Source organism: Nitrospira sp. (assembly GCA_035968315.1).
Lineage (GTDB): Bacteria > Nitrospirota > Nitrospiria > Nitrospirales > Nitrospiraceae > Nitrospira_D.
On record JAVYIN010000006.1, the window covers coordinates 161,272 to 186,474 of the forward strand.

The window sequence follows — 25,203 nt, forward strand, 5'->3', positions numbered from 1 at the left end:
GCAACCCCTTCCCTGAACCCTAGTAACGTACCCGGCCACTAGACACAATCATACGCCGTCACTGTGGCACAACTCCACAGCAGCCACTTCCCACTGGAGACAAATGCAACAGTTTTTATCTTTTTCTCGATCTGCACACGGCCTTGGGGTGAATTCTGCAAGCCTGAAGCCAGTAAGCACCGCACCTACCGTCCCAGGACAGATGTCCCTATTGGGAAATAGGGCACTCCTTTCCTTTAGTACTGCCACGTAGCAGCCGATAAGGATCCTGAAGAGTCGCATCGAATGGAGCGCGAACGCGATACTCGCGATACTAGGGAGGGTTACTCACCATGCCATCAGCGCAAGAACTCGTGAAATCGTGCTCCACCGTCTTCACTTTGCCGGAAATTTACTTCCGCGTGCGGGCCGTTGTGGAAAACCATGACTCGACCATGGAAGATCTGGCCAAAGTGCTCAAGATCGACCCGGCCATTTCCGCGCGCCTCCTGAGAATCGTCAATAGCCCGTTCTACGGATTCCCCAAGCAAATCGATACCATTTCCCGGGCCGTCAATCTGATCGGGATGCAAGCCGTCAGCGACCTCGTCACGGCCACCACCATTGGGCGCACCTTCTCCGGCATGACGACGGACCTCATGGACTTGTCCGCCTATTGGCGGAAAAGCGTCCTCTGCGCTCTTATGGCCGCAAAAATTGCCAAATCCTGCGGCATCGAAGATAGTGAACGGTTCTTCATTGAGGGGCTGCTCAGAGACATCGGCCACTTGATCCTCTATCAAGCCATCCCCAAACAAGCCCAGGCCGCCCTCGTGGAGGCCAATAATCTGGGCAGTCCGCTGGCCGAAATCGAACAAGCAAGCATCGGGGCCGATTATGCCGAAGTCGGCGCCGAACTCATTCGCTCATGGGAAATGCCCCTGCAGATGGAATCAGCCATCCGCCATCAGTTGAAACCCAGCGACGCCGGAGAATTCACGCTCCACGCCTCCATCGTGCACCTGGCCGGCGTGCTGGCCGACCACGCCGATCTGGACCCGGCGAAGCTCAAACAAGCACTCCCCTTCCATGCCTATGCCCTCAGCACCACCCGGTTCAAACCCGAGGAGTCCCCAGCCCTGATTGAGGCCTCTCACAGCCAGCTCCATGAGACCCTCGAACTGATCTACCCCTTGGCCTTGGCGGCATAGACCTCAACCGGCCGCCGCAAGATTCGCCTGGCTGCACGACCATCACGGCACTAGGCCCGCCATCCATCGCTCATCCTGCCGCCTAGTCCACCGCGCGATAGCCTCTCTGCGCGTGCCCCTTGCTCCCATTGTTGTCGCGTAGCCTGCATGGTAGCATTTCAACGCGGAGTGACACCCCACACGGATCCCCTCACGCAAGAAGAGGAGGTTCCCATGCTCGGTTGGCAGACCACGTTCTTCCTTCTCTGGCTCACCATAATCCTATTGCCCCCTGCGGCAGGGCAGGGTACCGACGTGTCAAATGGACACATCGAAATCACCGGGGATTATCGGTATGCCGCGCGCGAATCCGAACCGCCTGCCGAGGCCGCAGCACTGGCCTGCCGGGAAGCCTGGCGCCTGGCCGTCGTAAACTCCTCGCTATATCGCGAGCAGACCGCATCCGTCATCGATTCCCCGCTGCTCCGCGACCTGGCGTACACCCTGGCGACGCGCCACGTCCAAAACCCGCAGATTCTTGAGCAGACCGAACGTGGACGGACCCTGTTCTGCCGCGTGAAGGGCTATCTTTCGGCGGAGGATACGACACGCATCATCCGTGCACAACTCGCCGGTGGACCGGCCAAGACGGACGAGATCGACCACAACCGGGCACTGCGGATTCTGACCGTGCAAGAAGACGATGGCGGGATAATTGCGGTTCAATACCAGGCCTTGAAGCGCCTCGATTGGCTCGGCACCCATTATCAAGGCGGCTTGCGAGAATCCGCCGATATCATGGTGGACTTCTACGACAGCCAGGGCCTGCTGATACAGACTCAGCGGCATCCCGCCAGAAAGACCCAGACCGGAGAAGACATCCTGAACCCCGGCGCCGTGGCCGTGCTCAAAGTCGCCAAGCCCGCCGCCTCGAAAACCTACCGCGTGTGGCTGGTGAAGTAGACCGGAGGAATCTCTGAACACATTCTTTCAGGCACGCTCAAGATGCACCATTGCAAGACCTACCCCCGATTTCCTCGACATAGCAGTAGACGCCAACTGACGCCACGCCGTGCGTGGCATCGTCACATCATCATTAGCTCGCTAGGCTGCCAGAAAATGTAGAATGTCCCCGTTTTTCGCACGCAGGAGCCGCATTGAGACGCGTGCACAGGCCTGCGTCAAGACCCGTTCAAACGCGGCATAATCCCCGTCGTCTTCAAACAGCGTCATCCGGGCATTCGCCCGATTCAACACATGGTAGACGATGTCGGCTGACGCAGTGCGTAATGGTCGGCCCATGCCTGCCCCTCAAGTGCTACCGGCCACTTCAAACAATGGTTCCTGACAACTTTTCTTCTCTTCGCAACCATCCGTTTGGCGCTCCCTGAAGCCAATCCCACACTCGCCATGGTACCGGTCTTAGCCGTGACCTTTCCCTTCAACATCACCGTTGGGATTCCCTTTCTCCACTGGTTTGCCACCGTCACGTTCAGCGGATAGGCCACATCACGTCAGAGGAGGAGGCTCCTGCTCACCGCAGGAATGGATTCGACGGTCTCTCCTGCAACTCTCCCCTCCCCAATATAGGCTCAGACATGAGTATTAACTATTTGTAATTTCAACATTACCTTTTGACAATTGTCACGGTTCTGGCAACGAACATCACGCCAAGATCCTTCCCTTCCCCGGTGTGCAGCATGGTCGGAGGTGCCTCAAGATAGCCATCCACCGACACCCGCTGCCCGTCCACAACGGTGGTCGCGCGGTCTTCTCCGGCCTGGCACCGCACGTGATACGCCACATCGATCGAACCTGTCTCGTCGTCGAGTTTGAAATCGGCTCCGCAGAGCGCTTGGTTGGTGCCCAAATCCGTTCCCGAATATCCCACAACCGCTTTGGCAATCCCTTCAAGCTTCATCACTTTCCGATGCAACGCACTGGGATTCCCCCAAAGAGTGCCGATAGGCGTCACCGGTTCTGCCGCCCAACTTTGAAGACTCCAGCCCAATACCATACCCCCAATACACGCAATGCCGACGATCCGTCGCCAATCCCTTTGCATGCAGACTCCTCTCTTTTTATATACCGCAGCGTCATTCGCTGGGCCTCGAGACTGAACCCGTTCGCGCATGCTTCTCCGGACATTCGATTGAGCACGCGTGCTATCCGCGCACACCCCTCTGCTACTGAAGCGTGGAGAGAGTGCCGGTGGCCCGTGCGAGGTTCACCCGCGCAGCGTTAAGCTGAAACAGGGCGGTCACGGCATTTTCTCGGGCGCGCGAGACCGCCGTAATGGCATTGGTTATTTCGAACTGGCTGGCGGCAGTGATAACGGCATAGCGTTCGCGCGCCAGCTCCAACTCCCTGGTCGCCGATTGCAACCCGGCTTGGGCGATCACGACCTGCTCCTTCGCTGATCCCAACGCGGCTAACGCATCATGCACCTCCATCTTCACCTGATTGAGCACCGACCGCATGCGGAATGATTCCTGGCGCAATTGACTTCGGGCCTCGGCGATCCTCCCTTCGCGCTGCGCTCCATCGAAGATCGGGACTTGGAACAAGAGCGCCATATTGTAGGTGTCGATCGTGCTATTCCACCGATTGCCGATCGTTCCATAGTCTCCCTGAGCCACAAGCGACGGCAGCCGCTCGCCGGTGATCGAGGAGTACGTCAGCTCCGACGCACGCATACGGGTGTACTGCGCCATCACTTCCGGCCTGTTGGTCAATGCGGATTCGACCGCGGACTGAGGCTGTGGGGCCTCTCGCACCTCTGGCTGAAAGTCGTCGGTGAGCGTCACAGGGATCTCGAAGGTGAATCCCAGCAGGTTGATCAACCCCAGCTTGGCTCGCGCGGCATCGTACCGCGCCGAGGCGCCCGCCTGGCGTTCATTGGCCAACTGTCCTTCCAGCCTGACCAGATCGAGGCCGGTCGCTACGCCGCCGCGCTGGCGATGTTTCACCATGGCCAGCAGTTCCATCATGACCTGCTGATTGGCCTCGTGCATCTTGACCATCGCCAAGGCCTTCACACCCTCCATATAGAGGAGAGCCACACTGGACATCGTATCGAACTTCCGGATGTCGGACTCAAACTCGGTGACATGCATGGTTTCGCGTGAAGCCCGCCACCGCTGAATCAAGCTGACGCTCAGCAGATTTTGCGAGGCGGTCAGGCGAGCGTCAAAAATGCTGAAGGGATCGGTCCGAATCGGAGAGAGACCGAAGGTGCCCAAAAACTGGGTCTGTCTGGACTGCCGCACGTTCCCGGAAATATTGGGCAACATCGCGCCCAGTTGGGTTTGCACCTGGCCGCGCGCCGCTTCAATGCGCTCCCGATAGAGCAAGACGTCGGGATTATTCTCCACCGCGGCATCCAACGCCCCACGCAGAGACAACAGCAAGGGAGCCGGAGCCGCCGCGTGCACCGGCGTCGCCAATACATCCGCAGCGGCGCTGGCGCCCGGCAAGAGGCACAGCCAGAGTCCCACCACTAGCCCGCAATGGAGCTTACCCATGAGCCACTTCATCACACTCTTACCGTTCTCTCATGCTTTCTTTCACCGATTTCAGCAGCGGACTCAGAAGATACTCGATAATCCTCCGCTGGCCGGTCTTGATCTCCACCGTCAAAGCCATACCGGGAGTCAGATTCACCTGCCTCCCTTCCACCTGAATCGTCCCGCGGTCCATGCTCACACGCGTGGGATAGACCAATCCAACCTTCTCGATCGGCGCCGCATCGTCCGACACGCTGAGCACCCTGCCGGGAATCGTGCCATACAGCGTGAAGGGAAAGGTCTCGATCTTGATCTCAACCGGCTGGCCTTCTTTCACAAACCCCACATCTTTGTTCTCGACCTGCGCCACCACTTCAACAGGATGGTCTTGCGGGACCACCGTGAGCAGCTCCTGCGCCGGCGTCACAATGCCGCCCACCGTATGCACCGCCAGTTGCTGCACCACGCCGTCGATCGGAGACACGAGCCGCTGGAGGTCGGTTTTCTGCCCCGCCTTCGTCACGTCTTGCACCAACGAGGCCGCTTTCGTCTCCAGCGTGGACAGCTCAACCTGCTTGGTCTGCTGGAATTCGGAGACCAACACGCGATAATTTTTCTCCGCTTCCGCCAGCGCCGCCAAATCCTGAAGAAGCCGGCTCTTCTGCCCCGCCAGCTCTTGTGTCTTGTCGATCCGCTGCTCCTCCGCCTGCATGTAATCCATCTTGGTCACCGCCTCGTGCTCAAGCAGTTTCCGATAGGACTCCGCCCGCTCGGCCTCCATCGGCACGGTGGCCTCCAATCGCCGGAGATTCTCTTTCGTTTGATCCCGCGCCGCTTTCCGCTGATCGATGAGATGCAGCGCCGCCGCCACGCGGGCCTGAAACTCAGCCAGCTGGTCACGCAGCAGCTGCTGCTGCAGCAGAACATAGGACGGATCGCTCTCCGGGGGAGCCTCGAAGTCCGCCACCCCGGCAATCAACGCCCGCAATCGCGCCGCGTCCACCTTCGCGGCCCGGTATTCGTTCGACGCCCGGTCATGATCGGCCCGATTCTGCGTCGGATCGAGATCGATCAGCACCTCGCCCTTGCTGACCGCTTGCCCATCCTGCACATGGATTGCGGCAATGACCCCGGCCTCATAGGGCTGAATCACCTTGGAATAGCCGCTCGGAATAATCTTGCCCTGCGCGGTCGCGACGATATCGATCCATCCGAACGTCGCCCACATAACTCCGGCAGTAACGGCGGCGAGAATCGTCCAGAGCACGGCCCGGCCGATCGGAGAAGGCGGGGCCTGCTGAATTTCGAGGACAGCCGGCAGAAATTCCGTCGCACGACTGCCCGACACCGTGCCAAGGGGCGCGCCACGCTCGGCCTGCCAGGCCGCCCGAAACACCGACCAATACCGGGAGAGCAATCCCAATCCCATACCAGACTTTCCTATGACCCCTTAGGCGCCGCCACTGGGCGGCCGTCCTGATGCTGATAGAGCCGCGCGTAGGCCCCGCCAGCACGAACGAGGTCCTCATGCGTCCCCTGCTCCAGGAGCTCGCCCTTCTCCACGACATAAATGCGATGCGCTGGACGCACGGTGCTCAGACGATGGGCGATGATGAACACCGTCCGCCCCTTGCAGATATGCGCCATGTTCTGCTGGATGATCGCTTCCGATTCATAATCCAGTGCGCTCGTCGCTTCATCGAAAATGAGAATGCGCGGATTGGCGGCCAGCGCCCGGGCAATGGCAATCCGCTGCCGCTGTCCGCCCGACAGCGAACAGCCGTGCTCACCCACCATCGTGTCGTAGCCTTCCGGCAATTCCAGGATAAACTCGTGCGCGCCGGCTAATTTCGCCGCCTGGATCACCTGCTCCATGGCCAGCCCGGGGTCCGTCAATGCAATGTTGTCGCGGACCGATTGATTGAAGAGAAAGTTCTCTTGCAGCACCACGCCGACTTGCCGGCGCAGCCAGGCCGGATCCACCTGCGCGAGATCGACCCCATCCACGAGAATGCGCCCTCGCTCCGGCACATAGAGCCGCTGCAGCAGCTTGGCAATCGTGCTCTTGCCGGAACCTGACCGCCCGACGATCCCGATCACCTGCCCCGGGGCCACCGCAAACGACACCTTGCGCAAGATCTCCGCTCCGTCGGGGCGATACCGGAACGTGACCTCCTCAAACACCACCTGCCCGGCCACCTGCGGCAAGGTGGTGCGATTCGGGTTATAGGAAGGCTCCGGCTGCGTATTCAGCACATCGCCCAGTCGCTGCACCGACACCCCTACCTGCTGAAACTCCTGCCACAGATTGACCATCCGCAACAGCGGGCCCGTCACCTGCGCCGACAGCATATTGAAGGCGATGAGCTGGCCGATGCTGAGATCGCCGTCGATCACCCGGTAGGCGCCGACCCACAACACAGCCACCGTCGTGATCTTTTGAAGACAGGTCGCCGTCTGACCCGCCACGGTCATCACACTGGTCGCGCGAAAGCTGGCGCGAACATACCCGGCCAGTTGCTCCTCCCACTTCCGCAACAGGGGCGGCTCCACCGCCAGGGCTTTCACCGTCTGAATCCCGCTGATCGCCTCCACCAGGAACGATTGATTCTCCGCGCCCCGATTGAACTTTTCATGCAACCGCGCCCGAATGACCGGCGTAATCGCCAGAGACAACAAGGCATAGAGCGGCAGCGACGCCATCACCACGATCGTGAGCATCGGACTGTAGAACCACATGACGGCGAGAAACACGACCGTAAACACGACATCCAGCACAACCGTGACGGAATGGCTCGTGAGAAATTGACGAATCTGCTCCAGCTCGCGCACCCGCGCCACCGTATCGCCGACACGCCTCGCTTCAAAATAGGAGAGCGGCAGAGCCAGGATATGGCGTAAGAGCTGCGCCCCCAAGCCCACATCGATCCGGTTCGTCGTGTGCGAAAAGAGATAGGTCCGGAGTCCGCCGAGTAACGCGTCGAACAGCGCCAGCCCGATCATGCCAATCGCCAACACATGGAGCGTCGTGAACCCCTTGTGGACCAGCACCTTATCGATGACGACTTGGATGAATAGCGGCGTCAGCAAGGCAAAGAGCTGGAGAAAGAATGAGGCGAGCAGCACCTCTCCCAAAAGCCAGCGGTATTTGACGAGGGACGGAATGAACCAAGTGAAGTCGAACTTAAGATCCTGCAGGCGGAGATTCGCGCGCTTGGTGAAGAGCAGCAGTTCTCCGCTCCAGGCCGACTCAAACTGCTCACGCGACAGCACCAGCGGGCGAGCCTCGACCGGATCCTGGATGAGGACCTTCTCCCCGTCGATCTTCGCCAGCACCACGAACCGGCCATCCCTTCGCTTGGCCAGCGCAGGGCATGGCACACCGGCGAGCTTGTCCCAACGCGTGGCCAGGGGCCCGGCCTTCAATCCAAGATGTTTCGCCGCACGCAGCAACTCGGCATCGGACAACGGCTGACCGGACTGGGCGAATTGATGGCGGAGCTGGGCGCCATCGGCGGGCAGGTCGTAGAAGCGGGCCAGGATCAGGAGACAAAGAAGTCCCGTATCAGTAGGTGAGACCGGCGTCTGTACGGTTCCGGAAGAGGCCTTCGTTTGAGCCGATTTTGAAAAGTCTCGCATCACACGGCTCAATCGGCCTGGGAGGAGAATGAATGAGCCTCTTGCCAGCTCACCCGGTTTACGACTATCACTCTAAAGTATCTCACGCGCATATCAAGGAGACATACCCTGGAAGCAATCTCTCTCAAGCTGCCAGAAGATGTATTGGAAACCAGCCGCCTGTGCGCGGACACCCTGCACCTCTCCAGGGCGGCTTATATTCGCCGCGCCATCGACCGCATGAACCGGCAAACACACGCGTTGCTTCTGGCCAAACGGCTGGCCGACACCTCAAAGAAAGGCCGAAAAGAAAGCCTGCGCGTCAATCGCGAGTTCGCTATCCTCGAATAGGCCCTCACCGAAGTCCTCGACCTCGACCAAAGTTCCAGTTGACGCCTTGCTCGTCAGACTGGTCTCTCTGGTCTATCTCGTCTCTCCGGTCTGTCTCGTCCGGCCCCAGACAGACCGAATAAACCAGATCGAGCACCTCTCGCTCGTCCCGCTCGTCGCGCCGTTCTCACTGCCAGCTTGCCGCCAGCACCGTCTGCACGTCCTGCGGCCGCTGATCGAGGGCCTGATCCCACGTGAGGCCGGTCTGCTGGCTGAACGTGGCCATGGCCTGGATGAGCTGATCGACTTGTGCGCTGACGAGCATCTGCCCGTTGCCCGCCTGGATCGTCTCTACCTGAGCCGTGGTGGGGGCGCTGTACCAATTCTGAATCGTCACGGAGTCGGTACCGCCATGAATCGCCAGGCGCAGATCATTGACCTGCCGGCTGAGGACAAGGTCCAGCGGATTGATCGTCGCGCCGTAGAGCAACAGATCGCGGTTGCCGGCGGTACCGTCATTCTCCGCGATCACATCACGCCCTTCACTCCGGTTAACGACATAGGTGTCATTGCCCAATCCGCCTTTCAGCGTGTCATTCCCCGCCCCCCCCGCGAGCTGGTTCGCCGCGCCATTGCCGATCAACGTATTCGCTGCGCTGTTCCCGGTCGCGTTGATCGCAGCGTTGCCCGTGAGGGTGAGATGCTCAAGATTCGCCCCTAGAGCCCAGGAGACATCGCTCTGCACCGTGTCAATGCCTTCGTTCGCGTTCTCGACCACCGTATCGCCCATGCTCACGACATAGGTGTCATTGCCCGCCCCACCCGTGAGCACATTGGCCGCACTGTTGCCCCGTAGAACGTTGTTGAAAGTATTGCCCGTGCCGGTGACCGCCACCGTGCCAATGAGTGTCAGATTCTCCAGATTCGCGCCCAGCGCATAGGAGATGCTGCTCTTGACCGTATCCGTGCCTTCGTTCACGTTCTCACTCACGGCATCGTTTACGGTATCGATAAGATACGTGTCGTTTCCCAGGCCGCCAACGAGAGTATCCGCCCCTCCCGCGCCGTCGAGCGTATCGTTGCCCTCCCCGCCAAGCAGATAATCGACGCCCGCGCCGCCGTACAGATTGTCGTTTCCCGCTCCCCCCTCTAGACGATCATTCCCGGCGTTGCTCCAGAGCATATCGTCGCCGGTCCCGCCCAGGAGCGTGACGTCGCCATACCCGTACGTCGCACTCGTGAGATCCACCACGTCGTGGCCATCCCCGACGTCGATCAGCTCAACGCCCGACACACGCGGACCGGCCGTTCCTGGGAACGGGCTGAAGGCATCGTCCAGCGCCAGCACATCATCGCCGGCACTGCCCACAATCCGATCGACGCCCGCATCCCCCTGCAATACATCGAACGACCGGTTCTTCCCGGTCAAACTGACGATCTGCCCCGTCCCGGCGCTGCCAGGGCTGCCGCTGTTCTTGGCCACATAACCAGCACCCCAGACACCATCGACCGAGAGCTGGACGGTGTCATCCCCCTCTCCACCCATTAACCAATCCGCCCCCACGCCGCCGGTGAGCAGATCGTTCCCCGCAAGACCCGCCAGGGTGTCGTCCCCCGCCAGACCTTCGATAACATCATCACCACCGGTGCCGGTGAGGGAGTCATTGCCCGCCGTCCCGGTGATCGGCAGCACCGTAAGCGCAAAGTTATTGCTGGCGCTGAGCGCGCCGGAATCCGTAGCGGTCACCCGCACCTCAATCATGCCGATATCCGGCCCCTGCGGCGTCCCGCTGAAGGTCCGTGTCAGGGGATCGAAGGTAAGCCAGGACGGCAGCGCCGAGTCATCCGCTCGCGTCGCGTTGTACGTCAGCGTATCCCCGTGCAGCGCATCCTCATCCGTCCACGTCGCCGTCTGAACCACGAATGCGAACGGCGTGCCTTGGGTCACCTGTTGATCAGCCAACGGCGCCGCTACTGTCGGCGCCTCATTCACATTCTGAACGGTCAGGGTGAATGTATCGGATGCGCTCAGATTCCCCGTGTCGATCGCCGTCACGGTGAGCGCCAGACTCCCGACCTGCGCATCGTCCGGCGTGCCACTGAAGGTCCGCGTGGCCGGATCGAATGTCAGCCAGGTTGGCAGCGCCGTCCCGTCCGCCAGCGATGCGTTGTACGTCAGCGTATCCCCAGCATCCGCATCGGCGAAGGCATTCGCCGGAACCTCAACCGTAAGCGGCGCATCCTCCGGCACCGTCTGATCCGTCAGCGCATTGGCTACGGACGGAGCCTGATTCAAGGGAAAGAGATCGGCAAGATTCAGCGCGCTCCCATCGGCAAACTCCAGCATCGAGGCCACGAGCGAACCATCAAGCCCGGTCGGATCGAAGCCCTCCAGCACGAGTCGATCTGTCCCACCACTCCCAACCTGAATTGTCAGCGTGCGTGCCGCCTCGTTTCGGACAAACGACAGATCGCCCGCCGCAAGGCCTGTCCCAAACACAATCCGATTGGCCTCGCCAGGTACTGTTTCATCATAAATCGTGTCGATCCCATCGCCCAGGTTGAAGACATAGGTGTCGTCACCGGTATCACCCGATAACTCATCGTTCCCCAGCCCGCCGAACAGGCGATCGTCACCCTCATTGCCGACCAACAGATCATTGCCGCCTAATCCAATCAGAACGTCATCGAGCACAGACCCGCGCAACGTATTGTCAGTCTCCGTCCCGGTCAGGGTAAGCCCGACAGCCCGATCAAGAATCATCGCGGAATCCCAGACCGTCCCATCGCCGAAGATCAATTGATCGATCTGATAGTCTGCCCTCCATAAAAACTCATCGAGCAGCACCTGATCGCTCGTTCCATTGATACGCACCACAAGATCGTTGCTCGTCCCCTCGACCTGAATCGTCACTTCGGAAGGCAGCACGTCCTCGCCCAGACGAACCACATCGACGTCTGAGCCGCTGGAATCGACACTGACCAGAATATCTTGTCCCCCGCCCCGTCCGAACAGATAGGTATCGTTCCCCGCATCGCCATATAGCCGATCGTTTCCCTCACCACCATCGAGAACATCGTCCCCACCCTGGCCAGACAAATAATCATCACCGCCCAAGCCCTGGAGAAGATTATTTAATGGGTTCCCAAACAAGGTATCGGCGCCAGCAGTCCCGACAAATATCGAGAGGCGATTGAACAAGTCACTGACCGTCCACACCGTGCCATCGGTAAATTGCACCTGTTCAATGCGATACGCGGCCACTGAATAGCCGCTGAATGAGAAAGGTGGAACGACCGTGATAGTTCTGAAGAAGGACTTGACCGTAAGGCGGTCGCTTGTCCCATTTATGGAAAGCACCAAATCGTCGCCATTCGTACGCGCAAGGGTTACTTCGCTCGGCAAGACACCCGCCCCGATCAGAATCCGATCCTGTTCTCGATCGATGTTCGACTGGGTCACGTCCAGATCCAGCACCGTCACCTCGCCAGACCCGCGCCCAAAGCGATAGGTATCAGCACGAAAATCTCCGAGCAGCGGCCCGCCGAAGTGATCGGCATTCCAGACTATGCCATCGGCAAACTCCACCAACTCCACACGCGATGGCGCCACATAAGCAGGCAAGCCACCACCTGGCGTAAAGACCGACCCTTCAGGAGGCACATAGGCGCCGGTCAGCAGATAGCCCCCGCGGTCCAGCCGCAGATCATAAAACGAGGTCACCGTGATCTGATCTGCTCCCACCCCGACATGCAGAAGAAGGTCGTTCCCCGCTCGCTCCCAGGTAACATCAGAGGACGCAATACCATCTGCAAACATCACCCTGTCCTCATTTTGGTAATACGCAGAATTGAAGAGGGCATCATTCTCTTGAATCGTGTCGCGGCCGTCCCCCGGTCTAAACACATAGGTGTTGGCGAGGTACTCGAGCTGTCCCGTGTCGTCGTTAAAGAACGAGAAACCCGACCGCCCCTGCAACAGGTCGTCGCCAACACCGCCATCGAGAAACCCAACCCCATTTAGCGTATCGTTGCCACCCAGCCCCTCCAGTGACCGGGCGCCACTCATCACGTTATCCAGATTATTCCCCACACCACTTGTCGCGAGGCCTCGGAAGGACAGATTCTCGAAGTGATCGAGCAACGTGTAGGCGCTCAGATAGCTGATGACCGAATCACGCCCCTCTCCCGCAGCTTCCACCACCACGTCACCGAGACTATCAATCTCATACGTGTCGTCACCGCGACCACCCACAAGCAAGCTATTGCCTGTATCCAGCGACTCTGCGCCGCTGATCAAATAATCGTCGCCCGCATCGCCAAAGAGCTGGTCCATCCCGGCAGATTCGGCTGTGACCGCGACCGCTGCCCCTTCGGCAAGCGGCTCACTGCCAATCGCGGCGGCGAAGAAAGCCTGTGCCTCTCCTGAGGAGCCAATCGTGCCCCCGCCAGCCAACAGACGGTCATTGCCGCTCCCTCCATGAATCGTATCAAACCCAGCTCCGCCATCGAGAATATCGACTCCTGCCCCACCATCGAGATAATCGCTACCATCCTCACCGTACAAGGAATCGTCCCCCAATCCTCCCAGCAGCACGTCGTTTCCCGCTCCACCGGATAGATTGTCGTCCCCAGCCTCACCATCGAGAAAATCATCACCGCCATCACTGCCTGCTCCGATGACAGATTCATTATCTCCACGGAGCACATCGCCATCTGCGCCGCCATACAGCGTATCGTTTCCCATCCCTCCGACCAGGGTATCCGCTCCATCCCCTCCATCCAAGAGGTCGCTGCCTCCAAGAGCGAAAAAGATATTACTATAGTCGCCAATCAACCGATCATTTCCAATCCCACCTGCCAATATGTCATCATTGCCGCCGCCGATCAGCACATCATTTCCACGACCGCCATCAAGCCAATCCTGGCCATCATAGGCGGGATCCCAGAATATAGAGACATTATTGAACCCATCGCCCAGAAGCTTATCGTCCCCATCCGCACCAACGACAATGTCAGATCCCGCATCCCCTTGGAGCCCATATTGAATGTCACCACCATCACTCCCAGTTCCGGCATAGAGGAGATCATCGCCCCCCTCAGAAATCCGACTTCCATCACGCTCATCGCCATAGAGCGAATCCTTGCCCGCCCCCCCGATTACGACATCATTCCCCACACCGCCAGAGAGAATCTGATAACCTGTCCCTTCTTCGGCATCGAGAAAGTCCTGGCCGTCTCCTCCATCCAGATCATCATCTCCTTCACCGCCTAGCAGCCAATCAGACCCATCCTCCCCGAGGAGGGTGTCCGCCCCTTCGTCCCCATGAATCGAATCCGCCTCGTTTCCTCCAAGCAGCGTGTCCGCCTCAGCCCCGCCATACAGAAAGTCCGTCCCGCCCATTCCAAAGAGGGTATCGCCCCCACCGCTGCCGGAGAGGGAATCATTCCCCGCACCGGCAACTACATAATCATCCCCGCCTAAGGCATCAATGGCAAAGTTGTAGAGCCCGTCAAGCGTAAGAACATTGCTCGTGTCATCAATCTCCCCAAACAAGAAACTGTCATTTGTTTTCAGCGGCAATCCATTATCCTGAGCCGCCACAGCCGCCACGTCGACTAGCCGAAGGCCCAGTTGGCCAGGGGAATAGTTCTCTATAATGATCTGGTCGCCGGCACTCTGGAGATTTGCGATCGTCAACGTTGAACCGGCACGCACATACCGAAACCGCCCATCCAGGCTGGTATAGGTGTCCGCCGCGTCATCCGGCTTGCGGATGCCACCAACCAAGAGCCGCTGATCAACCTGAATCACCCCACGGCCATCGCTATCCGTAATCGTGTCGCGCCCGCCCCCACTCTGCAGGTAATATACATCGAGTCCAGCGTCACCAAGCAGCTCATCGGTATCCGGCCCGCCCGCGAGCCGGTCGTCATCCTCCCCGCCCTCTAAGCGATCAAAGCCCTGCTGGCCCAGCAAGATATCCCGCCCAGCCCCGCCCAGCAGGATATCGGTGCCTCCATTGCCTTCGAGATAGTCGCGCCCAGCTTGTCCATCAAGATGATCACTTCCTCCTCCCCCATAGAGATGATCCTCTTCGCTCCCTCCGTTCAAATCAGCCTCGCTCGCATCGCTGCCGAACAGGAACCGTTGATCGGCGGCAAACACCGAATTTGTCCCAATGGTGTACACCAGCGTACGATCCTCATAAAGGATCGTACCGGAAGAGGATTCCCGATCGTCCAGATTCAGCGCAATCTTCTCCGCCAAGAACTGCGCCCGATCCGCGAGATATTGCCCCGTCAACGTGCCAGTGCCGGTTGCGTCATTATAGAGATCCAGTTCGCCAACCTCGTTATGGCGATCATAGTCAGCCTCGTGAATCACAAAGGGATTCAGTTGAGTCAGTGCATACCGGTAGGCTAACGGATTCAGTCCCTCGGACGCTTGTTCGGCCTTCGCGGCGAGCGCGTCAGCGGATTGACTAACGAGGCTTTCGACGACGTACGGGCCAGGAAGAAACTGGCTGGCCACATTATCAATGACTTCGTAGTAAGCATCGCGGTCTTGATCTTCCAGCGGTGTAGTGTGCGTTACGGCAGCGTTCTCGACCGCCGGCAACTGGAAGAGGCTCTGAAGGGCATCCACCGTCACTTCAAGACTACTCCCCCCAGCCGTCCCGGCAGCATTCAGAATCCCGGTCAGGTCGTCGATGTTTACCGCAGGAGCAATGGTTGCAAAGAGATTGTACAGCGCCAACGAATCAGTCAGGGTGATGATGGAATGGTTGTGGAGGGGATCTCCGGCTTCAATGAACAGTTCCTTCGTCGCCCCGATGTGCTGGCCAAGTCCGGCGATGGGAGAGAGGCCATTGGAGGCCACGAGGTTGGTAACTTGGCCGATTGGTGCACTCCCTGCGAGTGGATTACTGATACCTAATGCATTGAGCAGGTCGGTAAACGCCCCGCCGAAACCCGGGGCGTTGTAGGTGTAGACCGAATCGATGCGTGAGGCATAGGCGGGGTCAACTGCTAAGGCTTGCGCGAGGAAGCCACCGAGGGAGTGGCCGGTGACAATCAGCTTATCAGTGGGCTTAAGAGTCCCGGATCCATAAAGATCGTCTACGTACGCCTTCAACTTGCCATATTGGGGGTTCAGATTCTCCGATCCAAGAATCCCGATGGAGACGGCGTCGATCAGGAGATCCGCTAGATCATCGGTTCCGCGGATCGAAAGGATCTTCTGAGTTGTTGGAACACCATCAACCATAACCATCACCGGACTCTCAAACAATGTGGCAGAAAAACCAAACCCGGAAAATGTCCCGCTGACCGATTTCACTGTGTAGGTCGAGGCGAATTGACCAGCGAGCTGGTTGGAAAATCCTGCACTTGTCAGAGCCCCTATAGCTGGAGATCCGATGCCGAGATCAGCATAGGCCGCCATGGCGGCTTGCGAAAAGTCAAAGTACGTCTTCACCGGATCGGCCATCGGATGACTCCTTCGTTAGATTGGATTTCCTTCTTCATCGATCAAATCCGGGCAACGGGTGCGGAGAAAAGTGTCAGACCAGCGCCTAGCCTGTATTCTTTTTGCTTTCATGAGTCCTTCCGCAATCCCCAGAAGAACGTTTGTCTTCGCATAGGCATTCTGTTGTTGCCTGGCCCAGGCTAGACCAGCAGCAACCTCCCCCAGCCTTCCATATACCCTTCCTAGATTTTTGAACATGTCGGTGAACGGACGGCGTTCTTCATTCATTTCCGAAGCGATCTGCGTGGCAGTGGTTAAATCGCCTTTACGGACAAACATGTCAACAATCGACTCGTAGGCAACACTCAGTGGACCCCCATCTGCCATCTGCTGGAGCGTCTTCCGAGCTTCTACAAGGTCTCCAGCCGCAGCTTGAACAATTGCAATATGAGCTAGCATCGCCACAGATTTGATCGGATCCGTGGGCAACTTGTTCTTGAGGAGTGTGGCTTCCTGCGAGAGTTGTTGAAATTTTTCATTGGTTCCAATCGGGTCTCCACTTTCCACGAGCCGCTTGGCGAGATGACGAAGAAAATTTGCCCGTTCAGCATCGGTATCGTGCATCTCCGCGTCAATCGCGAGTGCTTTCTCAAAAAATCCAAATCGTGTCGCTAAAACCCTTGCGTTGACATGCCCGCCGGATTGCCGCAACTGGTCGATGGTGGCAGCTGCCGCATCACGCGCCCCAATTTTCATTTGCCATTTCGCAATATCAGTCAGGGCGCTCACCTGTCCTTCCGGTGAAAGCTTTCCGGCACCGTTGAGCGCCACCTTGAACGTCTCGATAGCTCCCTTGTGATTGCCTGTCACATCCTGCACCCAAGCAAGGCACGCCAGGTCTAAATGCCCGGACCCTTCCCGAATAGCCCGCTGAACTGTCTGTTGACTCGCCGCTGCGTCACCCGCCTCGGCCTGTGCTTTGGCGATCCACCTGAGCAGTTCAGGGGGATGCCGGTCCCTTCCCTTGGTGGACAAGGCATCGATGGCTTGCCTGAAGGTCTCAGCGCTCGCCGCCTTATCTCCAAGGGTTGCCTGGGCACGGGCAAGGTATATCAACGCATGGATATATTCGGCGGTATGCGCAAACTTGGAAGATGGGGTTGCCTTGATGGCCCGGTTGAGCGTCTCACGCGCGTTCAAATCTCCGGCTTTGACTTGTTCTTCAGCAATGTACGAAAAGATGGCCATGGCCGTCTTTTGGCGCCAGAGTTCCACGCCATCCCTCGGTAACTGCGTCTCGGCAAGCCTCATCGCCGCAGGAATATCTCCGGCCTGAACAAGGGCCTCGACTAACAGCAGCAGACTGTCCCCCGTGACCGACTCATTCGCGACTGTGTCCACCGCCTCGTTCGTGAAGCCGTATCTCGCTTGGGCCAATGCCAGGTTATATTTGAATCCGATATTACTTATCGCGGTGTGTGTTGACGTAATCGTCACATCTCCGGCCTGCAATTGGGCTTCCTCAATTCGATTCAGCAACCCATCCTTCAGTTTCTCCAACGCTCTACGTCGATGTCGCTCCGTGAGAATCGGAACAGGACTCCGAATGCCTTCGGCCACCTCTCTGGCCTCTTTGAGAATTGTCCGCGCCTCGATCAGCGCCGCTTCTTTCTCGGACGTGAGCCAGGCCGGCTTGTTCGCTGGGGTTGCCGCAGCTTGCGCCGATGTGGCAGTCTTCGCCGATGGTGCTGATGCCTCCGTTTCTGTCATGGCGGCGCAGCCTGCACCCACGAACACGCCAAGCGGGGCCAGGGACAGAACCACCAGCCTCATCTGTTGCTTCATGCCGCGCTCCTTTCCATCACCCATGTCTTTTTGACATGCCCCGCGCTTGCCCGAACCAACTGCATCCCCAACTGGCCATTGGTGAAACTCTTGATCGTCAGCGGCCCGGACCCGGTCACCACCAGATCATTCGTCCCGCTCTTCGTGAACGTGAGCGTTCCGTCGGCGCTGTGAAAAGCATTGGCCAAATCCCCGGCCCGATGCAGTGCTCCACCCAAGACGCGCCCATCGAACTTCACCACCCCTTTGCCGTCGGAATCCGTGATCGTATCGGCCCCGTCAACGGCGCGGATTATGTAGGTATCGAACCCCTCGCCCCCTTGCAGGATATCGTTATCGAGGCCCCCATCGAGCCGATCGCTCCCACTGCCACCTTCGAGCAGGTCATTCCCAGCGCCGCCTAACAGCGTATCGATGCCGGCGCCGCCGTCGAGCTGATCCCCTCCCCCATTGCCGATGAGCAGATCGACCCCGCTACCGCCATAGAGATGGTCATCCTTGCCCCCCGACTCAAAGCGCTCATCCGCATCGGAGCCAAAGAGAAATTGCCGGATGGTCGAAGGATCATCCGTAGTCGCAATCTCGTAGGTCTGACTAGCGTCAAAGAAGTAGCTATTTCCTTTCGAGAGCTCCTCGTCCTTCAAATTGAGCTGGACTTTTTCACCGAGAAATCGCGCCCGGTCTGTCAGATACTGCTTGGTTACTGTACCGTTGCCGGTGACATCGCTGTAGAGATCCAACTCGCCTGCCGCATTGTGAGCTTCGTAGAGCACATCTGTCACAAGATCATCATCGGCCCAGAGTGCAAACGGGTTCAATTCTTTCAACGCATACCGATAAGCCAGCCCTTGGGCCGTCTCCGTTTGCGCAATGTTTTCTAGGCTAGTCGCCTCACTGCTTTGCAAAAGCGCCACATCCGTCAAGTCTGCAAGCGTGAATATCACGCCAGCATCCTGCCAGTCCTGCACGGCCTCTTGGATCGCTGCCATAGCGGTGTACATCTCGTTACGATTAGCTAAATTCCCAAACCCGCCCACCTGAGAATCGACGGGCAACGGATAGGGATCTTGGAGCGTGGGGCCAAGAAACAGTTTGCGAAAGGCATCCACCGTTTTCTCCAGCGAATCACCTTCGACGACGTCCGGGGTATTCAGGGGCGCAACTTCCTCCGCCTTTGCATTAGATGCCGCGCTAATCAAAAGTTCGGAGCTTGCCTGCCCATAGCGTGAATCGATCGTCTGAATGAGGGCCTGAACGGCAAGAGAATCCACGATGAGGGTAATCGAATGGGTGTTGCCAAAGTCCCACTGATCTTGGAAGAGAGGGACCCCTTCAATCTGCGGTTGCCCCTCAATCAAAATCGACTGTCCCCCGGCCGCATGAACACCTGAATTCGCGACTACGTTGAGGTCACCAGTAGCCGCCAAACCATAGAGGGTTGTGATTTTGGCAAACGGCCCCAACGATTTCGGTTCGCCCAATAAATTCGTCGTCAATTCGATACTGGCGGTTCCTTCGGTATCAAATTGCGCCAACGTGGCCGCCTTCGCCCACTGATAGCGAGGGTCGGAGTAGAAGTTCGCCGCTCCTTGGTCAAACGGATCCCACCCGGGATCAGCCGCGTGACTAGCGCTTGCTGCCTCGTAGATCGGATTGTCTCGCGAGAAGGTTGCGTTCGCCGCATCGGGATCGCTCAATACCTGGCGAAAATAGCTCAGCATCGCCTGGATGCGTGCCTCTTCTGCGGCCAAGCTTGCACCCGCCCCATTCACATGGCCACGGCCAGCCCCGTTGAAGATGTACGTGTGCGCAACTTCTGTTTCATGCAGCTCAGTAAAGACTGTCGCCAAATGCCCGCCCAGCGAGTAGCCGGTAACATTGAGCTGATGTGAGGGATCAGCAAAATACGCCTGCAGCTCGGCGTCGATTGTTCCATCCGACTTGACCCCTTGCTTCAGCCGAGCAAAATACTCTTCCATTGCCGTGAGTTGACCAAAGGCAAACCCGTACAGCCCGATATCGGCATCAGCCTGGAATGCATCGCGCTCCTTATCTCCGCCTTCCGCAGCTAGCTTGAATTCCGTGCTCCGGAACGAGAGCGTGTACTCGCTAGTCGTTCTATTTCGCATCAAGGTCGCGGAAAACCCGCTCGCGTCATTGGCATGGTGATCGATGATGTCGTAGCTATTTAGAAAGCGATCAGCCTGCACATTCGTAAATCGGGTCTTGCCGGGCAACTCGCCATTCGCATCTGGCTGGACAAACCGCGTGTCATTATTGCCATCTAACAAAATCTCGCGAAGAGGCCGTCCGAATAGGAGCTGATCAAGATACGACTCTGCCGCCATTTGTTGCAGGGCAAACTTCAACCAAGTCGAAATATTACTTTGACTCATTTTCCCTCTCCTGCGTTACCAGCGCTGGTTTCAATACCTGGTTAATGAATTGCGCGTCGGTCTTGAGCGACCCCTTTGAACACTTTTGAGCTGCGAGCCACCACACTCCGGTCATGTTTCGCATATAGCCGCTACGGACAAAACCTCGCCTGACTGCGAGCACCTCGTTGGTTTGGATGTCAAGGATGATGAGTTCCCCCCCCGCAATTCCAAGTTCTCGATCATGCGGACGAGTAATCCCACGCCAGGTGTAGCCGTATCGGCTCTGAGGAGAAGAAACGCTTTCCTCTGCCACGATATAAGGAACACGTATGAATCGGCCGTTAGCCGCAGTTTGATAATCTCGACCTGGATACGCCTTTTCATCTCGATAAAAGCGTCGGTATTTCATTCCCTCTTTCGTCTTCGCACCCTTGGACAACGGGGTCTCGATAAACTGATACTTGCCTATGGCAGGTTGGACAAAGTATTCTTCAGGGTGATCTCGGACTCCTACCGAATGCCCATAAGGATCTTCCATCGCATACAGATGTTCGAGTTCGTAGTCTGTGGGATTTCCCCGAAGTCGTAGTTGGATCAGTCCATGGACATTCTCCACCGTCTTGTAGATGAACTCCCCGGCTTCGGTCTTACAGAGATGGTCGAAGTATTCTTGGGAGGTCATGCCCGGCTTGTAGCCACTGTCTTCTGGAAGGGGATTCGGAATCTTGATGGAGTGGGCGAAGCGGCCTTCTTCCGTGGCAAACGGATCGGCAGGCTTGAGCTTCAGAATATCGCAGGCGGTGTCGTTCAGTTTGAGTTTCGCCCTAGCGCACGTGTCCGCAAACTTCTTCATCTCCCGATCAAACCGCTCGCCTGGCGTCTCAGCGAATGAGACACACCCGATTTCCCCAATCAGCACAAGACTCAGCCCGATCCCGACGATTACTCTAACCACGTTCATGTGACGCTCCTCTTCAGCCTTTCGCCTTCCCCTGCCGCGCATCCCTCATACTCACCAACACCTGTTGAATCTGCTGATGCAATCGCGCCAGCACATCCACACCCATCGCCACGCGGGTGACGAGGTGGCCTTCCAACCCCTTCGGCGCAGCCTTGCCGTCCTTCGCCGTCTTCGCAATGGCCCCGAGCAACGCCGGCTCGATGAACCCGAAGTCCACATACGCAATCCCCTGCGCCACACCGACGTTGGTATAGTTCGTCGCTTTCGGATACGCCGTCGACTCACTCGGCTTCAGACGGACATTCAATGGAATGGTCTTCTCTTTCGATTCACTCATAGCCAACTACTCCTTCTGTTTCCCTTGCCCGGCTGAGCGAGACGGCCAGGCCCAACGATGGATGACTGAATTACCCGCAATACATCTCATTCCTAACCAGCCGCGCCGGACAATACGCCCCCTCCACCCTTTCGTCAACCCCTCCGAAAGGAGGTATTAATGGATGCATTAAATAGGATCGATGGATGATAGATCGGGCGTCAGAGACTAGAGCATTCCATGGACCGCACGGCGCGGGCGAGCATGCCGCCGGAAGCGAACACAAAAAAGGGGAGCCTACCTTGCGGAAGACTCCCCCTAACTCCCTGCGCAGACTCGCCGGCTACTGCCAGCTCGCTGCCAGCACCGTCTGCACATCCTGCGGCCGCTGATCGATGGCTTGATCCCAGGTGAGACCGGTCTGTTGGCTGAACGTGGCCATAGCCTGGATGAGCTGGTCCACTTGGCTATTGAGCAGCGTCTGCCCATCACCGGCCTGGATCGTCTCCGTTTGATTCGATGTGCTGGTATACCAATTTTGGATGGTCACATAGTCTGTCGAACCATGGATCGCCAGGCGCAAATCGTTGGCCTGACGGCTGATGACGAGATCGAGCGGATTGATACCCGCGTCATACAGAACTTTGTCCGCCGATCCGCCGCTGTCTTGCAGAAGATCCTGCCCGTCGCCACGGCCAAAGAGATAAGTATCGTTGCCGCTGCCGCCATTGACGGTGTCGTTGCCTGCGCCGCCACGTAACGTATCAGCTCCTGCAGCCGCGCTCAGCACATTGGCGGCGCTGTTGCCGATCATCACATTCGCCGAGCCGTTTCCGCTGCCATTAATGGCAGCAGTTCCGAGAAGTGTGAGATTTTCGAGGTTTGCCCCCAAGGTCCACGAGACGGAACTCTGGACCGTATCGATGCCATTGTTGTTCGATTCGACCACCGTATCGCCAACGCCCACCACGTAGATGTCGTTCCCTGCTCCACCGGCCATCGTGTTCGCAGACTCGTTGCCCACAAGGATGTTATTGAGAGCATTGCCGGTCCCGTTGATGGCTGCGTTACCCGTCAAGGTCAGATTTTCGACATTGGCACCCAGCGTATAGGTCAAGGCGCTCTGCACGGTGTCGATCCCGCCGCCGGCCGCTTCCACCACCGTGTCGCCTGCGCCGATGACATAGGTGTCATTCCCCGCGACGCCGGTCAGCACGTTGGCCCCGCTGTTGCCGATTAACACATTGTCCAGCGCATTGCCGGTGCCGTTGATGGCCGCCGTGCCGGTCAGCGCGAGATTCTCGACATTAGCCCCGAGCGTGTAGGTGATCGAAGACTGGACGCTATCGGCCCCTTCATTCGCGTTCTCAACCACGAGATCACCTGTACTCTCGACAATATACACATCGTTGCCCTGCCCCCCGGTCATGGTATCGCCACCGGCACCACCGTCGATGAGGTTGTCGGCGCTGTTTCCGGTGAGCACATTGGCCAAACTGTTCCCGGTCGCACTACTGACGGCCGTTCCTGTCAGCGTGAGATTCTCGACATTCGCGCCAAGGGTGAACGACACCGAACTCTGGACGGTGTCAATGCCCTCATTGGCATTCTCGACCACGCTGTCTCCCGCCCCGACCACATAGGTATCGTTGCCCGCCCCCCCTGTGAGCCTGTTGACCCCGCTATTGCCAACGAGGACGTTATCCAACCAATTGCCTGTCCCGTTGATCCACGCGCTCCCGGTGAGCGTGAGATTCTCGACATTGGAGCCTAAGGCATACGTCACGGACGACTGCACTGTGTCGATGCCTTCACCGACATTTTCAACGACGACATCGCTGACATTGTCGACGACGTAGGTATCGTTCCCCTCACCGCCGGCCATCGTGTCGGCCCCAGCGCCGCCATCCAATATATTATCGCCGCTGTTGCCGGCGAGGCCATTGTCCAGAGCGTTCCCCGTCCCGTTGATCGATGCCGCTCCAGTGAGCGCGAGACTTTCCACGTTCGCCCCGAGCGTGAAGGACACGCCACTCTGAACGGTATCTGTCCCTTCGTTCACGTTTTCGACGACGGTGTCGCCTGCCCCGACAATGTAGGTGTCGTTCCCCGCGCCGCCCGTCAGCACGTTCCCCGCGCTGTTACCGGCAAGCACATTGTCCAACACATTGCCGGTGCCGTTGATGGCTGCGCTGCCAGTCAGCGTCAGGTTCTCGACATTGTCCCCCAATACATACGCCACCGACGATTGGACCGTGTCGATGCCTTCGTTCAAGTTTTCGGTAACCCCGTCACCGAGACTCTCCACGAGGTAGGTATCGTTGCCGGCCCCTCCCTGCATGGTATCGTTACCGAGACTGCCATCCAGCAGATTGTCACCACTATTGCCGATCAGCTTGTTGTCCGTGAAACTGCCGGTCGCATTGATCAAGCTGCTGCCCGTCAGCACGACCGTTTCCACCTCAGCATCGTTAGAGAGCACGAAATTCACCGAGGCCTCGACGGTATCATTCCCTCCTCCGGCAAACTCAACAACCAGATCCCCGGCATCGTCCACGATAAACGTATCGTCACCGGCGCCACCATCCATCACGTCAGCTCCAGCTCCACCGTCCAACGTGTCATTGCCCGCTTGGCCATAGAGGAAATCGGGGCCGCCCAACCCGCTGATGGTGTCGCCCAGCTCGCTGCCAAACAGAGAGTCGTTGCCCTCGGTCCCCGTCAGCTGGCTCTCCAGCCGTGCCAGCACCGCCGGCGCGTCCCACACCGTCCCGTCCGCAAACCGGATCTGCTCGATCTGTCCGTTCGGGTCAAACCAGTTCTGCAGCGTCAGCGTGTCCATCGTCCCCGCGATGTGCAGCGTGAGCGCGCTGGCATTCACGCCCAGGTCCCGCGTGATCGTCACCTCCGCCGGCGTCGCCCCCTGCACTTCCACCGCATCAAGGCCGCCCTGCCCCGCATCAAAATCCCCCACGGTGTCCTGGCCGCTGCCCACGCCCCAGCGATAGGTGTCGCTGCCGCCCTGGTAGTCCGACAGCCAATCCGTCCCTGCCCCGCCCTCCAGCACGTCGTTGCCCTGGCCGCCATCCAGCGAGTCATCGCCCGCCCCGCCCAGCAGCACATCATCACCTTCATTCCCATAGAGGGAATCGTTCCCTCCAAGGCCTTGCAGGTAATTAGATTCTGCGCTCCCCCATAAATAATCGGTTCCGTCTGATCCGATCTGCGACTGCTGTAATCTCGCCTGGATCGCTGAGGCATCCCACAGGGTACCATCGGCAAACTGGATCTGCTCAATGGAATTGAAGTTCTGAATGACCAGCTGATCGTCCGATTGGGCCAAACGCAGGGTCAGTCCACCAGGATTCGTCACCCAATCCTGGGTGATGAACAAATTCGTCGTGGTGACCCCGCTCATGACCTGGACGGTATCAATCTCAGTCACATCCCAACCCCAATCTTGAACAATATCCTGCCCGCTCCCTACCCCGAATACATAGGTGTCGCTGCCCCCCCAGTCCTGAGCCAGGTCATTCCCCGCGCCGCCGTTGTACACGTCGTTGCCATAGCCCCCGTAGAGCTGGTCGTTGCCAGCCCCTCCGATCAGCG

15 protein-coding genes are annotated in these 25,203 nt (G+C 58.4%); 4 read left to right on the top strand and 11 right to left on the bottom strand.

Translation table 11 applies throughout. From position 1 onward, the window contains the following. The first annotated feature begins 332 nt into the window (after positions 1-332). Together RI101_09695 and RI101_09700 are read left to right on the top strand one after the other, a co-directional pair. On the top strand, positions 333-1,190 hold the full coding sequence (locus RI101_09695) for an HDOD domain-containing protein (protein ID MEC4890318.1): 858 nt from the start codon (positions 333-335) through the stop codon (positions 1,188-1,190). Positions 1,191-1,403: 213 nt separating this feature from the next. Next, a complete protein-coding gene (locus tag RI101_09700) occupies positions 1,404-2,132 on the top strand; it encodes a hypothetical protein (GenBank protein ID MEC4890319.1) in 729 nt (242 codons plus the stop codon). 141 nt (positions 2,133-2,273) lie between these two features. Here RI101_09700 and RI101_09705 read toward each other — a convergent pair whose 3' ends face one another. Beyond that, the gene (locus tag RI101_09705) at positions 2,274-2,471 is read right to left on the bottom strand and encodes a hypothetical protein (GenBank protein MEC4890320.1); all 198 of its coding nucleotides are present in this window, start codon (positions 2,469-2,471) and stop codon (positions 2,274-2,276) included. A gap of 75 nt (positions 2,472-2,546) precedes the next feature. Between RI101_09705 and RI101_09710 the strand changes: the two genes are divergently transcribed. Then, on the top strand, positions 2,547-2,672 hold the full coding sequence (locus RI101_09710; GenBank protein ID MEC4890321.1) for a sodium-dependent bicarbonate transport family permease: 126 nt from the start codon (positions 2,547-2,549) through the stop codon (positions 2,670-2,672). A 124-nt stretch (positions 2,673-2,796) separates the two neighbouring features. Here the strand turns inward: RI101_09710 and RI101_09715 are convergent, their stop codons facing one another. The 4 genes from RI101_09715 to RI101_09730 all read right to left on the bottom strand — a co-directional run bounded on the left by RI101_09715 (position 2,797) and on the right by RI101_09730 (position 8,314). Then, positions 2,797-3,234 carry a hypothetical protein gene (locus tag RI101_09715; protein MEC4890322.1) on the bottom strand — a complete coding sequence of 146 codons (438 nt, stop codon included), beginning with the start codon at positions 3,232-3,234 and terminating at the stop codon, positions 2,797-2,799. Positions 3,235-3,355: 121 nt separating this feature from the next. Further along, complete coding sequence (locus RI101_09720; protein ID MEC4890323.1) at positions 3,356-4,693, bottom strand: TolC family protein; 1,338 nt, start codon at positions 4,691-4,693, stop codon at positions 3,356-3,358. A gap of 19 nt (positions 4,694-4,712) precedes the next feature. Next, positions 4,713-6,104: an HlyD family type I secretion periplasmic adaptor subunit gene (locus tag RI101_09725; protein ID MEC4890324.1), complete on the bottom strand. Its 1,392-nt coding sequence runs from the start codon at positions 6,102-6,104 to the stop codon at positions 4,713-4,715. Positions 6,105-6,115: 11 nt separating this feature from the next. After that, complete coding sequence (locus tag RI101_09730) at positions 6,116-8,314, bottom strand: type I secretion system permease/ATPase (protein ID MEC4890325.1); 2,199 nt, start codon at positions 8,312-8,314, stop codon at positions 6,116-6,118. Between the two features lie 144 nt (positions 8,315-8,458). On the opposite strand from RI101_09730, the gene RI101_09735 reads away from it, so the two are divergent. Then, on the top strand, positions 8,459-8,644 hold the full coding sequence (locus tag RI101_09735; GenBank protein ID MEC4890326.1) for a hypothetical protein: 186 nt from the start codon (positions 8,459-8,461) through the stop codon (positions 8,642-8,644). A gap of 166 nt (positions 8,645-8,810) precedes the next feature. On the opposite strand, the gene RI101_09740 is transcribed toward RI101_09735, so the two are convergent. From RI101_09740 to RI101_09765, 6 genes are all read right to left on the bottom strand, one after another. Continuing rightward, positions 8,811-16,115, bottom strand: coding sequence for a calcium-binding protein (locus RI101_09740; protein ID MEC4890327.1), 7,305 nt, complete (start codon positions 16,113-16,115; stop codon positions 8,811-8,813). Positions 16,116-16,130: 15 nt separating this feature from the next. Beyond that, on the bottom strand, positions 16,131-17,939 hold the full coding sequence (locus RI101_09745; GenBank protein ID MEC4890328.1) for a hypothetical protein: 1,809 nt from the start codon (positions 17,937-17,939) through the stop codon (positions 16,131-16,133). Continuing rightward, entirely contained in the window at positions 17,936-20,335 is a 2,400-nt protein-coding gene (locus RI101_09750; GenBank protein MEC4890329.1) for a calcium-binding protein, read from the bottom strand. Before RI101_09750 ends, RI101_09745 begins: the two co-directional genes overlap by 4 nt. Further along, positions 20,322-21,278 carry a hypothetical protein gene (locus RI101_09755; protein ID MEC4890330.1) on the bottom strand — a complete coding sequence of 319 codons (957 nt, stop codon included), beginning with the start codon at positions 21,276-21,278 and terminating at the stop codon, positions 20,322-20,324. Before RI101_09755 ends, RI101_09750 begins: the two co-directional genes overlap by 14 nt. 13 nt (positions 21,279-21,291) lie before the next feature. Beyond that, positions 21,292-21,615 (bottom strand): hypothetical protein, encoded by a 324-nt coding sequence (locus RI101_09760; protein ID MEC4890331.1) that lies wholly within the window; start codon positions 21,613-21,615, stop codon positions 21,292-21,294. A gap of 322 nt (positions 21,616-21,937) precedes the next feature. Next, positions 21,938-25,203, bottom strand: a 3,266-nt coding sequence (locus RI101_09765) for a calcium-binding protein (protein MEC4890332.1), incomplete at its 5' end; no start/stop codon positions are given.